This window comes from Streptomyces sp. NPDC046866 (genome assembly GCF_040704625.1).
In the GTDB taxonomy this organism is placed as follows: domain Bacteria; phylum Actinomycetota; class Actinomycetes; order Streptomycetales; family Streptomycetaceae; genus Streptomyces.
This window is the reverse complement of the sequence record NZ_JBEYXN010000044.1, coordinates 1-22,196: the sequence shown is the minus strand read 5'-3', so window position 1 is coordinate 22,196 and position 22,196 is coordinate 1. Positions and strand designations below refer to the sequence as shown.

At 76.5% G+C, this 22,196-nt stretch carries 15 protein-coding genes; 11 read left to right on the top strand and 4 right to left on the bottom strand.

The genetic code is table 11. The features are described 5' to 3' along the window. Positions 1-32: 32 nt before the first annotated feature. Entirely contained in the window at positions 33-2,828 is a 2,796-nt protein-coding gene (locus AB0953_RS34140; protein ID WP_366863487.1) for an AfsR/SARP family transcriptional regulator, read from the bottom strand. A 312-nt stretch (positions 2,829-3,140) separates the two neighbouring features. Between AB0953_RS34140 and AB0953_RS34135 the strand changes: the two genes are divergently transcribed. The 8 genes from AB0953_RS34135 to AB0953_RS34100 are packed head-to-tail and all read left to right on the top strand — an operon-like array spanning position 3,141 to position 14,733. Continuing rightward, a complete protein-coding gene (locus tag AB0953_RS34135; RefSeq protein ID WP_366863486.1) occupies positions 3,141-4,940 on the top strand; it encodes a fatty acyl-AMP ligase in 1,800 nt (599 codons plus the stop codon). Next, positions 4,937-6,871 (top strand): acyl-CoA dehydrogenase, encoded by a 1,935-nt coding sequence (locus AB0953_RS34130; protein ID WP_366863485.1) that lies wholly within the window; start codon positions 4,937-4,939, stop codon positions 6,869-6,871. The genes AB0953_RS34135 and AB0953_RS34130 overlap by 4 nt, the downstream gene beginning before the upstream one ends. Before the next feature lie 49 nt (positions 6,872-6,920). Beyond that, complete coding sequence (locus AB0953_RS34125; protein WP_366863484.1) at positions 6,921-7,220, top strand: acyl carrier protein; 300 nt, start codon at positions 6,921-6,923, stop codon at positions 7,218-7,220. After that, entirely contained in the window at positions 7,217-10,255 is a 3,039-nt protein-coding gene (locus tag AB0953_RS34120) for a beta-ketoacyl synthase N-terminal-like domain-containing protein (protein WP_366863483.1), read from the top strand. The genes AB0953_RS34125 and AB0953_RS34120 overlap by 4 nt, the downstream gene beginning before the upstream one ends. Then, a complete protein-coding gene (locus AB0953_RS34115) occupies positions 10,252-11,298 on the top strand; it encodes a 3-oxoacyl-ACP synthase III family protein (protein WP_366863482.1) in 1,047 nt (348 codons plus the stop codon). Before AB0953_RS34120 ends, AB0953_RS34115 begins: the two co-directional genes overlap by 4 nt. After that, a complete protein-coding gene (locus AB0953_RS34110) occupies positions 11,295-13,460 on the top strand; it encodes an HAD-IIIC family phosphatase (RefSeq protein WP_366863481.1) in 2,166 nt (721 codons plus the stop codon). The genes AB0953_RS34115 and AB0953_RS34110 overlap by 4 nt, the downstream gene beginning before the upstream one ends. Further along, the gene (locus AB0953_RS34105; RefSeq protein WP_366863480.1) at positions 13,457-13,714 is read left to right on the top strand and encodes an acyl carrier protein; all 258 of its coding nucleotides are present in this window, start codon (positions 13,457-13,459) and stop codon (positions 13,712-13,714) included. The genes AB0953_RS34110 and AB0953_RS34105 overlap by 4 nt, the downstream gene beginning before the upstream one ends. Further along, complete coding sequence (locus tag AB0953_RS34100) at positions 13,711-14,733, top strand: 4'-phosphopantetheinyl transferase superfamily protein (RefSeq protein WP_366863479.1); 1,023 nt, start codon at positions 13,711-13,713, stop codon at positions 14,731-14,733. The genes AB0953_RS34105 and AB0953_RS34100 overlap by 4 nt, the downstream gene beginning before the upstream one ends. Here AB0953_RS34100 and AB0953_RS34095 read toward each other — a convergent pair. Both AB0953_RS34095 and AB0953_RS34090 read right to left on the bottom strand, forming a co-directional pair. Further along, positions 14,615-15,595, bottom strand: a complete 981-nt coding sequence (locus AB0953_RS34095) for an AfsA-related hotdog domain-containing protein (RefSeq protein ID WP_366863478.1) — start codon at positions 15,593-15,595, stop codon at positions 14,615-14,617. The genes AB0953_RS34100 and AB0953_RS34095 overlap by 119 nt on opposite strands. Positions 15,596-15,742: 147 nt before the next feature. Next, a complete protein-coding gene (locus AB0953_RS34090; protein WP_366863477.1) occupies positions 15,743-16,765 on the bottom strand; it encodes a hypothetical protein in 1,023 nt (340 codons plus the stop codon). Positions 16,766-16,893: 128 nt separating this feature from the next. Here AB0953_RS34090 and AB0953_RS34085 point away from each other — a divergent pair, with 128 nt between their 5' ends. Next, the gene (locus tag AB0953_RS34085) at positions 16,894-17,079 is read left to right on the top strand and encodes a hypothetical protein (RefSeq protein WP_366863476.1); all 186 of its coding nucleotides are present in this window, start codon (positions 16,894-16,896) and stop codon (positions 17,077-17,079) included. A 427-nt stretch (positions 17,080-17,506) separates the two neighbouring features. Here AB0953_RS34085 and AB0953_RS34080 read toward each other — a convergent pair whose 3' ends face one another. Next, positions 17,507-19,807, bottom strand: coding sequence for a LuxR C-terminal-related transcriptional regulator (locus AB0953_RS34080; protein WP_366863475.1), 2,301 nt, complete (start codon positions 19,805-19,807; stop codon positions 17,507-17,509). Positions 19,808-20,221: 414 nt separating this feature from the next. Here AB0953_RS34080 and AB0953_RS34075 point away from each other — a divergent pair, with 414 nt between their 5' ends. After that, positions 20,222-21,628: an MFS transporter gene (locus AB0953_RS34075; RefSeq protein ID WP_366863474.1), complete on the top strand. Its 1,407-nt coding sequence runs from the start codon at positions 20,222-20,224 to the stop codon at positions 21,626-21,628. A gap of 98 nt (positions 21,629-21,726) precedes the next feature. Beyond that, positions 21,727-22,196 (top strand): carboxyl transferase domain-containing protein (locus AB0953_RS34070; protein ID WP_366863473.1); only part of this gene is annotated, 470 nt, incomplete at its 3' end.

Genomic DNA, 22,196 nt, shown 5'->3' with positions numbered 1-22,196 from the left:
GCAGATCGACCCTACCGCCCGACGATCTTCGGTCAGGCCGCCGGGGTCGTGCGCCAGATGCCCGGGCGGATTTCGCGGCAGGCGGTGGGGGTGGGGGTGGTGAGGCGGGTGAGCCAGCGGTGGGCGTAGGAGTGCAGGCGGGGGTCGCCCAGGGTGGTGGCCAGGTCCAGGCAGGCCGTGAAGTGGGGGCGGGCCGCGGACGGGCCGTGGGTTTCGAGGGCGACCAGGGCCAGGACGCGGCGCGCCTCCCACGTGCCGCGCGGGTCGTCCGCGACCGCGTCCAGCGCGGGCGAGAGCAGGGCCGCCGCGCCTTCCACCGCGCCCGCGTCGAGCTGGAGGTCGGCCAGGCCCACCAGGGCGCGGCCGCGCTCGGCCGCCGCCGGGGCCGCGTCCGCGGTCAGCAGGGCCTGCTCGTAGTAGTCGCCGGCCGCCGACAGCCGCCTGCGCTGCCAGGCCAGGTCGCCCAGCGAGCGCAGCAGCCGGGCCTCCGCCGCCAGGTCGCCGAGCCGCTGCGCCGCCTCCAGGGCCAGGGCGTGCCCGGCCTCCCACACCTCCCAGGAGGCCCTGGCCTCCACGAACGGGGTCATCGCGGTGGCGAGTTCGACGGTCTGGGCCCACAGCCCGGCCCGGTGCGCCGTACGCACCACGGCCAGCAGGGCCGCCTCGCGGCGGGTGAACCGCTCCAGCCGCCGCTCCTCCGAGGGTTCGGCGGTCAGGCGCCGCAGGTCCTGCGCGTACGCCTGCGCCAGCCGGACCGTTGCCGCCAGGGTCCGGTCCGGCGGGGTGTGTGCGCTGAGCTCCTGTGCGGCCAGGAGGCGCAGCGGCTCGGACAGGCGCCAGTGCTCCTCCGGCTCGTCCGGTACGGCCTCCGGCTCCGCCAGCCGCTCCCGCTCCAGGCCGGCCAGTACGGTACGGGCCGCCTGCGGCGCGAGGTCCAGTACGGCCGCCGCGGCCCGAGCGGTGAACGGCCCGGCCGGCAGCAGCCCCAGCAGCCGGAACGCCGCGCGCTCCGGTTCGCCGGCGGCCTCGTACGGGGCGCGCAGCCGGGCGGTGAAGTCCCGCTCCACGCGCCCCAGTTCGGCCAGCCGGCCGGACTCCTCGCGCAGCCGCGCCGCCAGCGTCCGCGGCGTCCAGTGCGGGTGGGCGGCCAGCAGCTCGGCCGCCGCGCGCAGGGCCAGCGGCAGCCGCCCGCACAGCGCGGCGAGCTCCCGTACGGCGGCCTCGTCCGCGGCGTCGGCGGGCCGGCCCGCCGCGGCGAGGAACAGCTGCCCCGCCTCCCGCGGGGCGGGCTCGCGCAGCGTCAGCACCCGCCCGGTCAGCCCCTCGGGCTCCCGGCGGGCGGTCAGCAGGGCCGCGCTGCCGGCGGTGGCGGGCAGGAGCGGCCGCACCCGGTCCGCGTCCGCGGCCCCGTCCAGTACGAAGAGCATCCGCCGGCCGCGGGTGATGCCGTCCAGCAGCTCCCGCAGCGCGGCCTCGTGCGCGGGCAGCGGGCCCTCGGCCCCGCAGGCGCGCAGCAGCCGTACGAGGTCCGCCGCGGACGACTTCGGGTCCGGGCCTTCGAGGTCCAGGAAGACGCGGCCGTCGGGGAAGAGCGGGGCCAGCCGGTCGGCGGCGGCCAGGGCCAGGGCGGTCTTGCCGGTGCCGGCCGCGCCGGTCAGCACCACCGCACCGCCGGCCGGCAGGGTGCGCAGCAGCGCGCTCAGCTCGTCCAGTTCCTCCTCGCGGCCGGTGAAGCCCGCGGGCGGGGCGGGCGGGGTCTGCGCGGCCAGGAGCGCGCCGGCCCCGGCCCCCACCCCGGCCCTAACCCCGGCGCCGTGGCCCCGGGTGCCGGCGGCCGGTTCCGCCGCGGGGGCGGACGGGACGGCGGAGCCCGTCGGCGCCGGCGGCGGTGCGGTGTGCGGCCCTGCGGCCGAGTGCGCGTGCGGCGCGGCTTCCCGGCCCGCCGCCGATGCGTGCGGCCGCCCCGGCCCGCCCGCGTCCGCATGATGCGCCGCGGACGCGTCGGCCCCGGCCCCGGACGCCGTCCCCGGCTCCGCCCCCGCCGCCAGCCCCGGCGGCCGCAGCAGTGCCGTGTCCCCGGTCAGGATCCGCCGGTGCAGCTGCTGCAGCGGCCGGCCCGGCTCGATCGCCAGCTCGTCCACCAGGGCGCGCCGCACCCGGGCGAAGACGCGCAGCGCGTCCGCCTGCCGCCCGCACCGGTACAGGGCCACCATCAGGTGCGCGTGGAACTCCTCGCGCATCGGCAGCTCCGCGGTGATCTCCTGGAGCTCCCCGACCAGGTCCTGGTGGCGCCCCAGCCACAGTTCGGCCCGTACCCGCTGCTCCAGCGCCGAGGTCCGCAGCTCCGCGAGCCGGCCCGCGGTGCTGTCCAGCAGCGGGCCGTGCGGGGTGTCCGAGAGCAGCGGGCCGCGCCACAGCGCCAGCGCCCGCTGCTGGAAGTCGGCGGCGGCCGCGTGGTCGCCGCGCTGCATGGCCTCGCGGCCGCGCTGGTGCAGCTCCTCGAAGGCGGCCAGGTCCAGCTGGGCCGGGTCCACGCGCAGCAGGTAGCCGGGCGCCCGGGTGACCAGGGAGTCCCTCCCGTACTCCGGGTCGGCCTCGTGCAGCAGCTTGCGCAGCTGGGACACGTACACCTGGAGGGTGGTCATCGCCGTGCGCGGCGGGTGCTCGCCCCACAGCTCGTCGATCAGGCCGTCCACCGAGACGGTCTCGTTCGCCCGCACCAGCAGGGCGGCGAGCACGACCCGGATCTTCGCGGCGCGCGGTGCGAGGGCGGCTCCGCCCGTACCCGGCGCGGTGACCTCCAGCGGCCCCAGAACCCGAAATCGCATGCTTCCCCCGCCCCCTTGGCTGTTCTGCGCTGTACTGCACTGCGCGGCTTCCCGGGGCGGCGGCATGCCGGACCGGCGCGCACCAGCCCAATGTAGGTCGGCGGGCGGGCGCCCCGGCCGGTTGCGACCCCCTATAACGGCCCGGACCACCGGTGACCCGGCCCCTGCCCGGAGCCCGTCGACCCCTCCCGCCCCCGCCGCCCCCCGCAGGAACCCCCTTTGCCGGTGCCGCAGCCGTCCGCAAGCCCTGCTTTAGGCCGTCCGGGAACCATGCCGTGGCATTGCCGGGGAAATGTCACGAGGGGGCCCGAGTTGACCGCTGGATTCAGCACGTTCACGGATCTGGTGCGCGACCGCGCCGCGAGCCGGGGCAGCGCCGACGCCCAGATCTTCCTGCACGACGCGGGCGGGGCCGAGCACGTGACGTACGCCGAACTCGACCGCAAGGCCCGCGCGCTGGCGGTCCGGCTGTGCGAGCACGGCGCCCAGGGCCAGCCGGTCCTGCTGCTGTACCCGCCCGGCCCCGACTTCCTCAAGGCGTTCATGGGCTGCCTGTACGCGGGCGCCGTCGCCGTGCCGGCCCCGCTGCCCGGCGACCGCGGCGAGCGCCTCCAGCGCGTCTCCGGCATCCTCAAGGACACCGGCGCCCGCCTGGTGCTGACCGACTCCGCCAACGCCCCCGAGGCCTCGCTGTGGCTGGCGATGGCCGGGCGCGGCGAGACCGTCTGCCTGGCCACCGACGTCGAGGACCCCGCGGCCGACCCGGCCGCCTGGCAGCCCCCGCGGAGCGGGCCGGACGACCTGGCCTTCCTCCAGTACACCTCCGGATCGACCTCCCGGCCGCGCGGGGTGATGGTCAGCCACCGCAACCTGATGGCCAACCAGGAGGCGCTGCAGCACATGCTGGGCACCACCGGGGACGACCGGTTCGTCAGCTGGCTGCCGCACTACCACGACATGGGCCTGATCGCGCACCTGCTGCACCCGCTGTTCCTCGGCTCCTTCTCCGTGCACCTCTCGCCGACCTCGTTCATCCGGCGCCCCGTGCGCTGGCTCCAGGCCGTCGGCGAGTACGGGCTCACCGTGGGCGGCGGCCCCAACTTCAGCTACGACCTGTGCACCCGCCGCGTCACCGACGCCCAGCTCGCCACTCTGGACCTGTCCACCTGGCGCCTCGCGCTGTGCGGCGCCGAGCCGGTCCGCGCCGCCACCATGGACGCCTTCGCCCGCCGCTTCGCCCCCGCCGGGCTGCGCGCCGAGAGCCTCTACCCGGGCTACGGCCTGGCCGAGGCCACCCTCGTCGTCTCCGGCGGCGCCCCCGGCACCGCCCACGGCCGGCTCACCGTCGACGAGGCCGCCCTGGAGCAGGACGTGCTGGCCCCCGCCGTGCCCGGCACGGGCGGCCGCACCCTGGTCTCCAGCGGCCGGGTCCGCGCCGAGGACTTCGACGTCCGCATCGTCGACCCCGTCGCCGGCGGCGAGCTGGCCGAGGGGCGCGTCGGCGAGATCTGGCTGCGCGGCGACAGCGTGGCCCGCGGTTACTGGGGCCGCCCGCTGGACACCGCCGAGACCTTTCACGGCCGCCTCGCCGGCGGCGCCGGCGGCTGGCTGCGCACCGGGGACCTCGGGGCGCTGGCCGACGGCGAGCTGTACGTCACCGGCCGCCTCAAGGACGTCATCATCCTCAACGGGCGCAACATCTACCCGCAGGACGTCGAGTGGGCGGTGCGCGACATCAGCCCGGCGCTCGGCGCCGGCCACGGTGCGGTGTTCACCGTGGAGACCGACCGCGAGCAGCTGGTCGTCGTCCACGAGGTCCGCGCGGCGGGCTCCGACGCGGACCGCCTCCAGGAGCTGGTGCACCGCATCCAGACCCTGGTCGGCCGGGACTTCGAGGTCCCCGCCGGGAACATCGTCCTGGTCCGGCCGGGCACCCTGCGGCGCACCACCAGCGGGAAGGTGCAGCGCAGCCTGATGCGCAAGCTGTTCCTGGAGGGCCGCCTCTCCCCGCTCTTCGAGACCGTGGACCCGGCCGTGCGGGCCCTGACCCACCCCCAGAGCCTCTACGCCCTCTCCCCGGGCCGCGAGACCGCCCCGGACGGCGCCCGATGAGGGTGCCGCAGGCCCCGCCCCACGCCTCGGCGGCGCACCGCCCCGCCGGTGTCGGCGACGGCGCCGGCGACGCGTACGCGTCCGGTACGGGCACGCCCGCCGCGGACGCGTACCGGGCCCCTGCGGCCCCCGTACGGCAGGCCGCCCGCCCGGCGGCCGCCGCCGCACCGTCCCGGCAGGCCGCCGCGGACGCGCAGGCCGGCGACGACGCGCAGGCCGCCGCGGACGAGCGGGTCGCCCGGCTGGAGGCCCTCCTCGGGGATCCGGCCGACCCCGCCAACCCCGTCGGGCACGCCGCCCTGCTCGCCGCCGACCGGCGGGCCGTGCCCAGCGCCGACGGGGAGGCGCTGCTGGACGGCTTCGGCATGAACCGCGAGTACGTGCCCACCTCCCTCGGCGGCCGCTTCGACTCCGCCGAGACCCTGCTGCGCCTGATGCGGCCGGTGTTCCGCCGCGACGTCGCCCTCGGCGCCGGCTACGGCATGACCTCCTTCATGGCGGCCAACGACGTCTGGATGCACGGCAGCCGCGCCCAGCGCGACTGGCTCGCCGCCCGCATGCTGGCCGGATCCCGCGCGGCCATCGCCCAGCACGAGACCGCCCACACCAACGACCTCGTCCGCAGCCAGGTACGGGCCGCCCCCGCCCCGTCCGGCGGCTGGACCGTCACCGGCAGCAAGCCCGTCGTCCTCAACCTCCACCGGGCCGACGCCCTCGTGCTGTTCGCCCGTACCGACGACCGGCCCGGCTCCACCGCCGCGCACTCCGCGCTGCTGCTCGACCCGCACGCGCTGCCCGCCGACCGCTACCGCGTCACCCGCCGCCCGCCCGCCCTCGGCCTGCGCGGCTGCTGCTTCGCGGGCGTCGAGCTCGACGCCTGCCCGGTGCCCGACCACGCCCTGCTCGGCCCCGCCGGCACCGGCGTGGTCACCGCCCTGCGCTCCTTCCAGGTCAGCCGCACCCTGATGGCCGCCCTGTCGGCGGCCGCCGTGGACACCGCGCTGCGCACCGCCGTCCTCGTCGACCACTCGCAGGGCCCCGGGCGGGCCGGCCGCGCCCCCGTCGACCCGCAGCACACCGCCGCCACGCTGACCGGGGCCTTCACCGACCTCCTGCTGTACGACTGCCTCGCCGTCGCCACCACCCGGGCCCTGCACCTGCTGCCCGCCGAGACGAGCGTGTACTCCTCGGCGGTCAAGGCCCTGCTGCCGCGCATCCTCAGCGGCACCATGTACGACCTGACCACCGTCCTCGGCTCCGAGGTCTACACCCGCGAGGGCACGGTCGGCATCTTCCAGAAGCACGTCCGCGACGTGCCCGTGGTCAGCCTCGGCCACGCCGGGACCGTGGCCTGCCAGGCCACGATCATCCCGCAGCTCACCGCCCTCGCCGGGAGCTCCTGGTTCCGCACCGCCGAGGCCCCGGCCGAGCTGTTCCGGCCCGGTGCGCCGCTGCCCGCGTTCGACTCCGCCGGGCTGGCCCTGGCCAGCGGCCGCGACAGCCTCAGCGCCACCCTCGCCGAGACCGCCGCCCTCTCCTTCGGCAGCAGCCCCGTCGAGCGCACCCTGCACACCCTGGCCGGGCGGCTCTGCGCCGAGCTGGCCGAGCTGCGGGCCCGCGTCCTCGCGCTGCCGCCGCCCGACTCGGGCACGGCCGTCGGCCCGGCCTGGTTCGCGCTGACCGACCGCTACGTCCTGGTGCTCGCCGCGGCCGCGGTCCTCGGCGTGTGGCGGCACAACCGCGGCGGGCCCGACCCCTTCCTGGCCGACCCCTCCTGGGCGGCGGCCGCCCTGCACCGCCTGGCCCGGCGCCTGGGCACCCCCGTGCCCGAGCTTCCGGCCGAGTGCACCGCCCGGGTGCACCAGGAAGTCCTGGCCCGCTTCGGCGACCGCCGCAGCTTCGACCTCTACAACGCCCCGCTGGCGGGCTGACCGTTCGCCCGAAGACACACAGCCCGAAGACAGCACAAGGAGCCCAGGAATGCACACCTCACCGCCCCTGCCCGCCCCCGCCCGGCACGCCCTCGTACCGCTCCAGCAGTGGGTGACCGCCCGCGTCGCCGTCTACCTCGACCGGCTGCCGGAGACCATCGACCCGCACGTGCCGCTCGCCGAGTACGGCATGGACTCGGTGTGCGCCCTGAGCCTGTGCGGCGACATCGAGGACGTCTTCGGCCTGCCGCTGGACCCGCAGCTGGCCTGGGACCACCCCACGGTGGCCGCGCTCGCCGGCCAACTGGCCCTGCACGGAGCGGTCCTCGCCCCGGAACAGCTGCGATGACCCCCGTCGCCGTCGTCGGCATGGACTGCGTCTTCCCCGGGGCGCCGGACGCCGACGCCTTCTGGGAGCTCCTGATGCGCGGCGGCGACGCCATCGGCGCCCTGCCCGCCGCCCGCCGGGACGGGGCCGGCTTCGACGACGCCGTCCACGGCGGGTTCCTGGACGACATCGCCGTCTTCGACAACGACTTCTTCTCCATCGCCCCGCGCGAGGCCGCCGCCATGGACCCGCAGCAGCGGCTGCTCCTGCAGTGCGCCTGGCGGGCGCTGGAGGACTCCGGCCGGGCCGCCGCCACCCTCGCCGGCAGCGACACCGGGGTGTTCGTCGGCGTCATGGGCAGCGAGTGGGCGCAGCTGCACATGGGCGACTACGCCCGCGTCACCCCCCAGCTCGGCGCCGGCAGCAGCACCGGCATGATCGCCAACCGGATCTCGTACCACCTCAACCTCAAGGGCCCCAGCCTCGCGGTCGACACCGCCTGCTCCTCCTCCCTCGTCGCGGTCCACCTCGCCGTCAACTCGCTGCTGTCGGGGGAGTGCGGCACCGCGCTCGCCGCCGGCGTCAACCTGGTGCTGACCCCGGCCCTGGGGCTGGTCTACCGGCAGATGGGCCTGGCCGCACCCGACGGCCGCTGCAAGCCCTTCAGCGCCGACGCCGACGGCATCGGCCGCAGTGACGGCGCGGGCGTCGTCGTCCTGCGGCGCCTCGAGGACGCGATCGCCGACGGGCAGCGCATCTACGCCGTCATCCGCGGCACCGCCGTCAACCAGGACGGCCGCAGCAACGGCGTCACCGCCCCCAGCCGCTGGTCCCAGCGCGAGGTCGTGGCCGCCGCCTGCCGCCGCGCCGGCATCGCCCCCGAGGAGGTCCGCTTCGTCGAGGCCCACGGCACCGGAACCGTCCTCGGCGACATCATCGAGTGCGCCGCCCTCGGCGAGGTGCACGGCGTACCGCGCGAGCAGCCGGTCGGGCTCGGCTCCGTCAAGGGCAACATCGGGCACACCGAGGGCGCCTCCGGCATCGCCGGCCTGATCAAGACCGCCCTGGCGCTGCACCACCGCATCGTGCCCGCCAGCCGGTTCGCCGCCCGCGAGAACCCCCAGCTGCGGCTGGCCGAACGGGGCCTGCGGCTGCTGGGCGCCCCCGTACGCCTGCCGGCCGGCGAGGTCGTCGGCGGCGTCAGCAGCTTCGGCATGGGCGGCACCAACGCCCACGCCGTCCTCGCCACCGCCCCGCGCACGGCCCGCACCGCGGTCCGCCCCCTGTCGGGCGCCCCCGCCCGTACGCAGGCCCCCGTCGGGGTGTTCACCGTCTCCGGCGACACCCCCGAGGCACTGCGCCGCAACCTCGCCGCCCAGGCCGAGCTCCTCGCCCGCCGCCCTCGCGGGGACGCCGCCGCCCTGTGCTGGACCAGCAACCGGGTCAAGGCCGGCCTGCCCTACCGGGCCGCGTTCACCGCCCGCGACACCGCCTCCCTCGCCGCCGCCCTGCGCGGCGCCGCCGAGGACGAGCGGCTGCGCGCCGGCATCGCCGAACGCGTCCGGCACGCCCCGGTCGTCGCCTTCCTCTACACCGGGCAGGGCGCCCGGGAACCCGGCATGACCGCCGCCCTGTACGAGCAGTCGCCGCTCTACCGCCGCCACCTCGACGCCGCCGACGAGGCGCTGCGCCCGTACACCGGGGGCTCGGTGCGCGAGCTGGTCCTCGCCGAGGACCCGGCCGTGCACACCGCCCGCCGGTCCCAGCCCGCGCTGTTCGCCGTCGCCCACGCGCTCACCGCCACCCTCGCCGACCTCGGCGTCGTCCCCGACGCCGTGCTCGGCCACAGCATCGGCGAGTACCCGGCCGCGGTCGCCGCCGGGCTCCTCGACCTCGACGCGGCGGCCCGCCTGGTCGCCTCGCGGGCCCGCCACATGGACGGGCTGCCCGCGGGCGGCGGCATGCTCTCCGTACGGGCCGGGCAGGACGCCGTCGCGGGACTGCTCGCCGTCGAACCGGAGCTGGCGCTCGCCGCCGTCAACGGGCCCGCGGACACGGTGCTGTCCGGGCCGCGGGACGCGCTCGCCCGGGCCTCGGGGGTGCTGCGCGTGCGCGGCATCGACAGCCGCGAGCTGCGCGTCGGCCACGCCTTCCACTCCCCGCTGATCGCCCCGGCCCTGCCCGGCTTCCGGGCCGACGCCGAGGAGATCCTCGGGCAGACGCCGGCGTCGGCGCCCGCCCGGATCCCCTTCGCCTCCACCCTCCGCGGCCGCATGCTGGGCGAGGAGGCGCCGGACGCCGCGTACTGGGCCGAACAGGCCGCCGCCCCCGTCCGGTTCGCCGACGCCCTGGGCGCACTGGTCGCCGAGACCGGTGCGACCTGCCTGGTGGAGATCGGCCCGCTGCCGCAGCTCGTCCAGCTCGCCGGGCGGGCCGGGCTGCCGTCGGGCACCCGGCTGCTGCACCCGGCCCCCGGGCGGGGCGCGGGGGCCGGCGAGCTCGCGCAGATGCTGGCCGACCTGTACCGGGCGGGCGCGGAGCCGGCCTGGGACGAGCTGTACGAGCCCGGGCACCGCAGGGCGGAGCGGCTCGCGCCGTACGCCTTCTCCACCGAGCACCGGTTCTGGCAGCAGCCCGCGGCCCGGGCGGCCGCGGGCGGGGCCGACGGTGCGGTGGCCGCCGGCGGTGCGGGGGCGGCGGGCGGTGCGCTCGCGGAGCGGACCGGCCGGCGGGAGCCTGCCGCTCCGGCCGCGGGCGGCAGCGGGGCGGTGCCCGCCCCCGCCGCCGACGCGGAGCGGGATCCGGTGCTCGCCGCGGTGGTCGAGGCCGTCGTCCAGGTGGGGGAGTACCCGCGCGAGCGGGTCGACGCCGGGGCCAGGTTCTACGAGGACCTCGGGTTCGACTCCGTGATGATCATGCAGCTGAAGGACCGGATCGAGACCCGGCTTCCGCAGGCCGCGGGCATCACGGTCCAGCAGCTGCTGCCCGCGCTGCGCTCGGTGGGCACCCTCGCCGAGTTCGTCCAGGAGTGGATCACGGTGGGAGCCGCCCTATGACCTCGAAGACCCTCACCGCACCCCTCTTCCACATCGCCGGGACCGGGGCCGCCCTGCCCGGGCCGCCCGTCGACAACGCCGTCATGGACCGGGTGTTCCGCCTGAGCGAGGAGTGGATCGACGCGTTCGTCGGCACCCGCACCCGCCACTTCGGCTGGGACCCGGTCACCGGCGCCGCCACCCACAGCCTGGCCGACCTGTGCGCCGAGGCCGCCGTACGCGCCCTGGACGCGGCCGGGCTGGAGCCGGCGGAGCTGGACTTCCTGGTCCTGACCACCGCCACCCCGGACACCCTGCTGCCCACCACGGCCACCGCGGTCGCCGACCGGCTCGGGCTGAACCACCTGCCCGCGTACCAGCTCCAGGGCGGGTGCGCCGGAGCGGTGCAGGCCCTGGACGTGGCCCGCGCGCTGCTGGCCGGGGGCCACGGCACCGGGCTCGTCGTCGGCGGCGACGTCACCGCCCGCTTCCTGGACGCGGGGCGGGACGTGACGGGGCTGTCCTCCCAGGAGCTCGTCAACTACGTGCTGTTCGGCGACGGCGCCGGGGCCGCGGTCGTCAGTGCCGAGCCGCTGGGGGAGGGCGTCGCCGTACGCAGCCTGCTGAACCGTTTCACCGGCCTCGGCCGGCCCGCCGGGCAGATCGTCGACTGGCACGGAGCCGCCCGCCCCGACCCGGACCGCCTGATGATGTTCGAGGACTACAAGGCGATCGAGGCGCACGTCCCCGCCCTGGCCGGCGAGATCCTGTGGGAGCTGCTCGAATCCGCCGGTTGGCGCGCCGAGGAGCTCGACTTCCTGCTGCCGCCGCAGTTGTCCGGCCGGATGACCGAGCGCATCGTCGAGGGCCTGTACGCCCCCGCCGCGCGCGAGATCTCCTGCGTGGCCGAGACCGGCAACACCGGCAACGCCCTGCCGCTGCTCCAGCTCGACCGGCTGCTGCCCGAACTGACCCCGGGCGCCAAGGCCGTGTCCGTGGTCGTGGAGTCCAGCAAATGGATCAAGGCGGGCCTCACCCTCGAAATGCCCAGGGAGACCCTGTGACACCTGCGACGACGGCCCTGACGGCCGCCCCGCCCGCGGCCGGGCCTTCGGCTGCCGCTGCTCCTGTGGTTGTGCCCGCGGCCGCCGCTGTTCCTGCGGCTGCGCCCGTCCCTGCGGCTGCGCCCGTCCCCGCAGCCGCGGCCGTCGCGGCCGCGGCCGGCGCCGGAACGGTGGTCGAGCGGTTGCGGGCACTGCGCGACGCAGGGCTGCTGGACCAGGAGTGGCCCCGCGTGCCCGGGCTGCTCGCGGAGCTGCTCGACGACGGCGAGCGGGAGCGGGCCGCGCTCACCGACGACCTGCTGCGGTGCGGGCGGATCCTGGCCGGGGTCGATCCCGACCGGGTCGCGGCCCACCACCCCGAGGCGCCCGCCGTCACCGTCGCACTCACCGGGCACTCCACCGTGACCCCGCTCGGCGACCCCCTCACCGCCGAACTCGCCCGCCACGGCCTCCTCACCCGCCTGGTCACCGGCGACTTCGGGGGCTGGCTGCGCGAGCTCACCGACCCCGACGGACCGCTGCGCCGGGCCCGGCCCGAGCTGACCCTGTGCGTCCTGGAGGCCGACGCCGTCTTCGGCTCGCTGCCCTCTCCCTGGGACGTGCCCGACGTCGAGCAGGCCTGCGCCCGCCTGTTGGAGCGCCTCACCGCCGTCGCCGCCGCGCACACCGCCCACGGCACCGGAGCCCTCGTCCTGACCACCCTGCCGCTGCCCGCCCGCCACCCCCGCCGGATCGTCGACCTGGGCCGGCGGGCGCTGCTCGGCGCGGTGTGGCGGGAGTTCAACGCCCGGCTGCTGCGGCTGACCGCAGACCACCCGGGCCTGCACGTCGTCGACCTGGACCCGCTCATCGCCGCCGCCGAGGGCCCCGCCGGCGACACCCGCCTGGAGCTCTACGCCCGCACCGCCTTCGGCCCGCACCTGTTCGCAGCCCTCGCCCGCGAGGCCGCCCACGTGCTGCGCGCCCGCCGCGGCATGACCAAGAAGTGCCTGGTCCTCGACCTGGACCGGACCCTGTGGGACGGCATCCTCAGCGAGGACGGCCCCGACGGCATCGCCCCCGGCGGGGGCCTGCGCGGCGAGCCGTACGCGGCCCTGCAGCGCACCGCGCGGCAGCTGTCCGCGCAGGGCGTGCTGCTCGCCGTCAGCAGCAAGAACGACGAGGCCCCCGTCCTGGACGTGCTGCGCACCCACCCCGACATGGTGCTGCGCCCGGAGGACTTCGTACGGATCAACGCGAACTGGGAGCCCAAGGACGGCAACCTCCGCGACATCGCCGCCCGCCTCGGCATCGCCGCCGACGCCCTCGTCCTCGCCGACGACTCCGCCGCCGAGCGCGCCCTGGTCCGCCGCCACCTGCCCGGCACCCCCGTCGTCCCGCTCAGCGCCGACGAGCCCGCCCTGCACGTCGAACGGCTCCTCGCCGACGGCTGGTTCGACACCCCCCACACCACCGAGGACGACCGCCACCGCACCGGCCAGTACCGCCGGGCCGCGGCCCGCGAGGAGCTGCGCGAGCACACCGGCTCGTACGAGGAGTACCTGCGCGAGCTGGAGCTCGAGGTGCGCATCGCCCCGCCCGAGCCGCGCGAGCTCGACCGCCTCTCCCAGCTCACCCTGCGCACCAACCAGTTCAACCTCACCGGGGAACGGCTTCCCCCCGACGCCGTCGCCGAACTCGCCGCCCGCCCCGACCGGCTGCTGCTGGCGGTGCACCTGCGCGACCGCTTCGGCGACAGCGGCCTGGTCGGCGCCCTGTTCACCCGCACCGCCGCCGACGGCAGCCTGCACGTCGACAACATGCTGCTCAGCTGCCGGGCCCTGGCGCGCGGCGTCGAGCACGGCGCGCTCGCCGCGCTCCTGCACCACGCCAGGGACCGGGGCGTCCCCGCGGTCCACGCCCGCTACGTACCCACCCGCGCCAACGGCCGCGTCCGCGACCTGTACCCCTCGCTCGGCTTCACCGAGGAGCCGGCGGCAGCGGCGGCCGGTGCCGCAGCGGCAGCCCCGGACACCGCCCCGGACGGGCTGCGGTTCGTCCACGACCTGGCCGAACCGCCCCCCGTACCGGCCCATCTGCGCCTGCGGGCCCGCTTCACGCCCCCGCCCGCCGGCCCCCATGCAGGAACCGATGCAGGAACCGACGAAGGAGACAGTGCATGAGCGGCTCCGACCGCACGGCGGACCTCGCGGGGTTCCTCGACCTGCTGCGCGAGGAACTGGGCCTGGAGGTCACGGTCCAGCAGGCCGCGGCGGACTTCGACACCCTGCCCGCCTGGGACTCGGTGCACCTGTTGAGGCTGGTGATGCTCCTGGAGCAGGACACCGGCCGCCGCATCCCGGTGGCCGCCGTCCTGCGCTCCCGCACGCTCGCCCAGGTCCACGCCCTGGCCCACGGCGAGCGGACCCCGGCATGACGGCAGCAGCGGGCACGCCCGTCGCGGCGGCGCTCGGCGACCCCATCCCCTTCGGCCCGGGCGGCGCCGACCCGGCGGCCGTCCGCGCCGACCTGCGCGCCCACGGCACCGCGCTCGTCCACGGCACCCTCGCCGACTGGCGCCCCCGCCACGGCGGCGAGGAGGGCCTGCGGGCCGTGCTCGGCCGGGACTACGCCCGCTACCTCGACCTGTCCCACCCCGAGATCCGCGAGCGGTACGCCGCCTCGCGGACCCTGCTCAAGCACGCGGCGGCCGCCGCCCTGCACGCGGACGCGGCCGACCTGGAGCTGATGTACGGGCCGACCGGGCGGCCGTACCTGCGCGGCTGCGACCAGATCGACATCAGCCTCAGCCACACCGAGGACCTGCTGCTCGTGGGCCTGACCACCCGCGGCCTGGTCGGGGTCGACGCCGAGCGCGCCGACCGGCGCCTGTACGCCGGCGGCCTGGACCGGCACATCTGCACCCCGCACGAGCGGCTGCGGCTGGCCGAGCTGCCCGAGGACGAGCGCAACCCGCACCTGGTGCGGCTGTGGACGCTGAAGGAGGCGTACAGCAAGGCGATCGGGCAGGGCATGCAGTTCCGCTTCACCGAGTTCGGCTTCGGGCCCGACGGCAAGCCGACCCTGGTGCACCGCCCGGACGGCACCGCCGGCGCGGGCACCGAGTGGACCTTCCGCACCCTCGCGCTGGAGGACCGCGGCGGCGGCGCCGGCTACCGGGTCAGCGTCGCCGTGTACGACGCGGGCTTCGGCCGGACCCTGGACACCGAGGTCACCACGATGCTGGACGTGGAGGCCGCGGCCGCGATCGAGGACGCCCTGCGCCGGTGGCGCGCGCCGCGCACACCGAAGGCCCCGCGGCCCGCGGTTCCCGCGCTCAGCGGTCCTCGGCCACCGTCGTACGGGCCTCCAGGACCGCCCGGCCCGCCTGGGCCAGCGTCAGGGTCAGCGGCACCAGCCGCCGCCCCCGCGGGTCCAGCCCGGCCGGGCCCGTGACCACGGCGGCGCGCAGCGGCAGGTCGGCCTCGGCGTAGCCGCGGAAGTGCAGCTGCAGCGCCGCCGGCACCAGCCGCTCGGGCGGGACCCCGCCCGTCCGGTGCACCGCCAGCAGCGAGGCCTGGCGCACGGTCTCCAGCAGCATCGCGGAGGAGGCGTGCGTGTCGGCGGGGGAGCTGCCGGGCCACTGGCGCGGCGGGCACACCTCGGCCGTCAGCCGGCCGCTGCCGCTCGCGGCCGCACCGCGCAGCAGGACGTGCGCCCGGTCGGTGCGCCCCACCTCCGCGGGGCTGACGGGCCGTGCGCCGGGGGCCTCGGCCGGGGCTCCGGCTCCGGCGGCCGCCTTCAGGGTGGCCGTGCGGCTGTTCTCGCGGTGGTTGCGGTGCAGCAGCGGCGGCAGGAACAGCAGATGGGCCGAGCCGTGTCCGGCGTCGGCCCCGTCGATCTCGTGGCGGACCGTGAACTCCAGGGCGCGCGGCACCCCGTCCAGGACCTTGTCGGCGCAGACCCGCACGTGGGCGGTGAGCTCGGCCTCGCCGGGGCCCCTGCGCCAGGCGTCCAGGTCGCCCGCGTCGAGGGCGAACCGGTAGAAGATGCCGGTGCGGTCGGCGGGCACCCGGAAGTGCTCCTGCCCGATGACCTCGCCCACCTCGCGGAGCATCTCGGCGGCCGCCTGCAGGTCGTGGAAGGCCCCCGCCGCCGGTGCGGCGGCGCCGGCGAGCGGATGCGGCGCGGGAAGCGGTCCGGTGAGGACGAACTCCTCCTCGCCGGCCCCCGATCCGGCGGATCGGCCCGGCCGGTGCACCAGGTGGCGCGCGGCGGTGGTCGTCAGCGGCCAGGGGGCCACCGCGGTGCTCTCCATCGCCGCCTCCCTCAGGGGGAGTGCGTCCTTCGCCTCCCGTCAGGACAGCGTGCCGCGGCGGGTCCGGCCGGAACCAGCCCGTGCCGTTGGCAGCTTCCTGACTGTCACCTATTGCCCCACCGGGCACGGGCGTTTACGTCAGCCCCGTCAGCCGTGGTGGTCCAGCAGCCCGCTCTGCGCAACGTTCACACCGGCCTGGAAGCGGCTGGTGGCCTCGACGTCGAGCATGATCTGCGAGATGTAGCGCCGGCAGGTGCGCACCGACATGCCCAGGCGCCGGGCGACCAGCTCGTCCTTGTAGCCCTGGGCCATCAGCCGGACGATCGACCGCTTGAGGTCGTCGGTGACCTCCGGGGTGTCCTCCGCGTCCGCGGTGAACTGGGTGGCCCCCGACCACAGGTGGTCGTACACCTTGCACACGAACGCCACGAGCGTCGGCTCGCGCACCACGACGGCGCCGGGCTTGCGCCCCACCACGTGCTGCTCGGGCAGGAAGGCCACCTCCCGGTCGTAGATGACGATCCGGTCGATGAGCTCGTCGGTGGTGCGCACTTCGGCGCCCGCCTCGGTGACGGCCCGCACGTAGGCGGTGGTGGCCAGGTCCCGGCGGACGGTGTGCTGGTAGAGGTGCCGGACGCGGACACCGCGCTCCAGGCGCTGCATGGTGTGGGGACGGGCCTTGGCCATGGCCGACGGGGTGCGGGGGCCGCCGGGCTGGGCGGTGAGCACCTCGCTGCGGCAGCGCTCGCCCCACTCGTCGAGCATCGCCTGCAGCACCTCGACGTCGCTGATCACGTCGAAGGCCTCGGCCTGGTTGCGCTGCTGGCGGCTCTCGAAGTAGGCGGGCAGCAGGGACCTCATCCGGGTCCGCACGTCGGACACCGCCTGCTGGAGCTCGCGTATGTGGCTCTCGGTGGCCCCGACCAGGTCGGTGGCCGCGGCGTCCGGGCTGACGGGGACGAGCAGGTCGGGCTCGCCCGGCATGGGGCGCAGCAGGCTCAGCGCAAAGAGGACCTGCTCAACGGCCCTGGCCTCCTCGATGCTGGTTCCCAAGGACGCCGCGATCTCCTCCGGCACAAAGCGGCCGAGCAGGACGGCTTTGCGGTAGGCCAGGGCGCTGCTGTCGTCCAATTCGGCGAAACCAGGAACAGAGAGGGCGCTTTCAGGCATCGTGCGTTACTCCCCCGGTGTGGCGAACTTGCTGTCAGGCCACTTTACGTCATCGGGTTTGCCTTGGATTCGATTCGTCGGCGCCGCAAGGTAGTGCCCAAGAGCGCAGCACCGACACGGGGGTTTCGATGGGCACCGCAGTAGTTCGAAAGATCGCGACCGGGGTTCTGGTAGTCGCCGGATTCCTCGGCACCGCGGGCGTGGGGGTCTCGCAGGCGGCCACGGCGCACGACCGCGGCACGCACGCGGCGGCCGGGGCCGAGATGGTTTCGGATGCAACGAAGTCCCGGCACGACGACGAGCGGTGGGAGTGACCGCAGGAGTGACCGGACGGCGAGCAGCGGCAGAGGAGCAAGGCGTGCGCGACGATCAGTGGACGTGAAGAGGGGTCGGCGGCGGACCGGAGGGTCCGCCGCCGACGGCGTGTGACGGGCAGGTCGCCGGGGGGCGGCCTGCCCGTTTGTCTACGTGTTTGTCGACGGTCGGACGGTCGGACCGGCTTCCGGAGCCGCCTCCCGGTCCGCCCGGGACGCGAGGGACGGGCCGGGGCCGCGCACCCCGTCGGCCCGGGCGGCGCGCCGGCGCCCCGCCGTGCTGCTCCCGGGGCAGCGCGGCGGGGCGCTCTCGTTCGCCGCACGTTTGCCGTGCGTTCCCCGCGGTCCTTCCGTAGGCAAATATTTCGGGCGGGCGCGGCCTCCGGCGGGGCCTGCCGCCGGAGCGCGGGGCCGGGCGGCGGGCGGCTCAGCGGCCGGGCCTGCGACCCGAGATGATATGGGCCACCTGGGCCCTGGAAGTCGCGCCGAGTTTCTTGAAGATCCGAGCCATGTACGTCTCCACGGTCTTCACGCTGATTTCCAGGCGGTCGGCGATCTGCTGATTGGTGAGACCGGGTCCGACCAATTCGGCAATTTCCTCCTCGCGCCCGCTCAGTCGAACGGCGGGAGTTCTTCTCTCCTGTTCCTCGAACGACCGCACAATTCGGTTGCGCATTGCGTTCGATGAAAGGGCGAGCGTGCGACTGCCGCAGCGGCTGAATTCCGCCTCCGCGAATTCCGTGTGACGGGCCGCCGAGGCCGCGTCGCCGGTTTCCAGACACCAGTGCGACAGATCCAGCGCGAGGCGTCCCAGCAGGTGCCCCTGGCCGTACCGCAAGGCGATGCGGAATGCCTGCTCCAGATGCTCCCGGGCGCGGGCCGGCCCGCCGAGGGCGCCCTCGGCGGCACCCAGCCAGCGCAGCGCCTCCAGATGCGGGGCCGCCGCCACGTCGTCCGGCGGGCCCAGCAGCAGCGCCGCCTCGTCCGCCGCGGCCCGCGCCTCCTCCGCCGGGCCGCCCGTTGCGCAGGCCGCCGCCAGCAGCGCCAGAGCGTGCCCCCGCAGGTCCGGCCGGTCGGCGGGGCAGGCCGCCGCGGCCCGCCGGGCCGCGGCCAGCGCGGCCGGTGCGGCCGCCGCCTCCAGCAGCAGGGCGGCCAGTTCCGCCTCCCACTCCGGCCCGCCGGTCGGTGCGTCCGCGACCCGCTCCTCCAGTACGGCCCTGGCCTGCGTGTACTGCCCCAGCAGCCGCAGCGCCCGGGCCCGCCACACCACGGCCCGGGCGGCCTCGTCGGCGGGAACCGCGCCCAGCCGGGGCCACAGCCGGGCGTAGCCCGCCACGGCCTCCGCGGGCCGCCCGGCCACCACCAGGGCCCGCTGGAGCAGCAGCTGCGCCGCCGCCGGGGCGTCCGGCTGCGCGGCGACCCGGCGGGCCTCGCGCACCGCCCGGGCGGGCTGGAGGAACAGGGCCTCGCGGGCGGCGCGTTCCAGCAGCTCCAGATCGGATCCGCTGAGCGGGGCCGCGTACTCCAGGAGCGCCGACAGGGCCGGAGCCGTGCTGCCGTGCTCCTTGCGCAGGGCGGTCACGGCCCGTTCCCGGGCGCCGTGCCGCCAGCCCGCCCCCGAGGCGTGGTGCACCAGGGCCCGCACCGCGGGCCGGGCGAAGAGGAACCGGCCCGCATGCTCGGCGGGCACCAGCAGGCCTTCGCCGTGGAGTTCGTCGACCCCGCGCAGGACGTCGGCCAGCGGAAGGCCCGCCGTGTCGGCGACGGGGCCGGGGGCGAAGGGATCGCCGACCACGGAGGCCGCGCACGCGGTGCGCCAGGCCAGCGAGGTCAGCGCGTGCAGGTCCACACCGGGCGGCGCAGCGAGCAACGGCGGGACGCCGGTGGCCAGTTCCAGTTGGCTGTACGGCCCGCGCGGCGGTCCCGGGCGGTCGGTCTCGGCCTGTGCCAGCGCGCGCAGCAGGCCAGGTACCCCCGCCCCGTCGCGCAGCACCAGATCGCGGCGAAGCGGGCTCAGGGCGGCCGGCAGCAGCCCGCGCGCGGCGCCCTCGGCCAGCGGGCGCAACGGGATCCGCACCAGCGGGGCCGCCCCGCCGGCCATCCCGGCCAGGCGCCGCGCGGCAGGACCGCTGCGGTACGCCACGACCGTCAGCACCGGCCCCTCGGGCGGATGGTGGACGAGGTGCTCCAGCAGGTCGCAGACGTCCTGCCCGGCCCGGTGGGCGTCGTCGAGGACGAGCAGCACCCCGGTGGGCTCGGCGAGCAGCCCCAGCAGGGCCCGTACCGCACGGAAGACCGCGTGCTCCGGGTGCTCCTCGTGCTCCGGGTGCTCCTCGTGCTCCCGGCGCCCGGGCGGCAGTCCGGGTCCCCCGAGGGCGGGGAACACCCGGGCCAAGTGGTGTACGTGCTCCGCTCCGAGCCGGTCGAACAGGTCGCCGTCCGCCGCAGCCAGATGATCGTCCAAAGCGTCGACGAGAACGTCGAACGGACGGCCCCGCCCGCCGCGCGGAGTCCGTCCGCGGGCCACCGTCCACCCCTCGCGCAGCGCCTCCGAGGCCAGCCGGCCCAGCAGGTGGCTCTTGCCGATCCACGGCTCCCCGCTGAGCGCGACGAACCGGGCGGACGTACGGCAGAGTCTGCGCTGCTCGGCCAGCAGCGCCCACTCGCGGGCATGCGGAGCCGATGCGGAAGCCGGCCTGCCCGTGTCCTCAAGCGACCCGTGCGACACGGTGCCCTCCTACCTCAATGGAACTGCACGACAGCCTCGCTGATCACTCGTCACGCTCCCAGCGTCCCTCGCTGTCCGGAGCCTGCATGGCAGGAAGTACAGGCAACCGCAGGTGAAGTGCGGTTTGTGTCAGGGAATTCACGGACAGGGTATGGAGGCAGCAAAGTGGCGGCAAGGTACACGCAAAGCGCCCGGAATCACCTCGGCGCCCCAAGCGCCGCTCAAGGGCCACTCAAGGACGGCCGCAGGACGGGGCCGGTCCCGGCGCGGTTTCCGTCAAGTCCGAGCCGGCTGCGATATGCGCGCGCGCCCCGTCTGGGCCTGCCAGGGGAATCCCCGACTGGTGTGCCCGGTCCAAGTCGTCATGATCAGTCGCATTCCCGCCCGCATCACGATGTCTTGGAGGAACGGATCATGCCGGTTGCCCGCGGCACGCGGATTCGGCTCGGCTACGCCGGCGGCTCCATGGTCACCGGCGTCTTCACGACCCTGCCCGGCCTGCTGCTCCTGCCCTACCTGACCGACACCCTGGGGGTCGGCGCGGCCCTCGCCGGGGCGCTCGTCCTGCTCCCCAAGGTCTGGGACGTCCTGCTCACCCCCACCGCGGGGCGCCTCGGCGACCGCGGCCGCCGCACCGCGCACCTGCTGCTCGGCGGAGCCGGGGCGGCCGCGGGCTTCGCCCTGACCTTCGCCGGCCTCGCCCGCGGCCTGACGGGCGCCCTGCTCACCACCGCCGGATTCCTGGTCACCGCCACGGCGTTCGCGTTCTTCCACGCCGCCTACGCGGCCCTGCCCGGCGACCTCGCGGCCACCCCCGAGGAGCGGATCCGCCTGGTCGGGGCACGGGTCGCGGGTATCGCCGTGGCCGCCCTCTCGGCCGGCGCGCTGGCTCCCGCCGTGGTCGCCGCGGCCGGCGGCGGGCTCGCCGCGCACCGCTGGGCGGGGCTGCTGGGAGCCGTCCTGATCCTGGCGGGCACCCTGGCCACGCACGCGGCGACGCGGGTGCGGGCGCACCCGGGAGCCAGCGGGTCCGCCGGCGCGCCGGGATCCGCGGCCGGGTCGGGATCCGGGGCCGGGTCGGGGCCGGACGGGCTGTTGCGGCCCTGGGCGCTGCTGCGCGGTCGGCGGGAGTTCACTGCCCTGCTGCTCTGTGTGATCCTCCAAGTGGCCGCCACGGGCTGCCTCCTGGCCGGCGGCCCCTACTTCGCCGAGCACGCCCTGCACGCCCCCGGCCTCACCGGCGCCCTGGTCGCCGCCTTCGTCCTGCCCAACCTGCTCACCGTGCCCCTGTGGACCCGGGCCGGCGCCCGCTGGGGCCAGCGCACCGGGCTGCGGGCCGCCACCGCCGTCTTCGCCGCCGCCTGCCTGCTCCTGGCGGCCACCGCGCTCCTGCCCGCCGCCTGCGCGCTGCCGGTCTTCCTGCTGCTCGGCACCGGGCACGCGGGCCAGCTGCTGTTCCTGTACGGCATGCTCGCCGAGACCACCGCCTCCGAGGCCGGACGGCCCCGCGCGGGGGCCCTGGCCGGGCTCTTCGGGGGCGCGGAGTCCCTCGGCCTCGCCCTCGGCCCCTTCCTGTACGCCCTCGCCCTCGACGTCTCCGGCTACGCCTCCTCCGACACCGGGCACGCCGCCGCGCAGAGCCACACCGCCCAACTCGGCGTGGTCGCCGGCATGGCCGTACTGCCCGCCCTGGCCGCGCTGGCCGGCGTACTCGCCCTCCGGATCGGCCACCGCGGCACCACGGGCCCCTCCGAGCCCTCCCCGGCGCCGCAGGACACCGGCACGCCCGTCACCGCCGGGAGCGCCGCCGTGCTCCGCTGACCGGCGAAGCAGCCGCCCAAGCCCGCCTTTAGCGCCACGGCCGACCCTCCCGGCGCCCAACCAGCCAGCCGGGCGCACACGCGCCGAAAGGGGTCCGTATGAGCATCACCGAGGAACGGCCGGTCCACACTCCGCCACCCCCGGCCCCTGTCCCCGCCCCCGCCCCGGCCGCGCCCCGGGCCGCCACCGGCCCGGCCGCCGTGCCCTCCCTGCGCGAGCGCACCGCCGAGCTGAACTCCCTGCGCCGCAGCATCGTCGACGGCCCCGACCCGCGCGCCACCGAGGCCCAGCACGCCAAGGGCAAGCTGACGGCCCGCGAGCGCATCGAGATCCTCTTCGACGAGGGCACCTTCACGGAGACCGAGGCCCTGCGCCGCCACCGCGCCACCGGCTTCGGCCTGGAGCTCAAGAAGCCGCACACCGACGGCGTCATCACCGGCTGGGGGAAGGTCGACGGCCGTACCGTCTTCGTCTACGCCCATGACTTCCGGATCTTCGGCGGGGCGCTGGGCGAGGCCCACGCCGAGAAGATCCACAAGCTGATGGACCTGGCCGAGGCCGCCGGGGC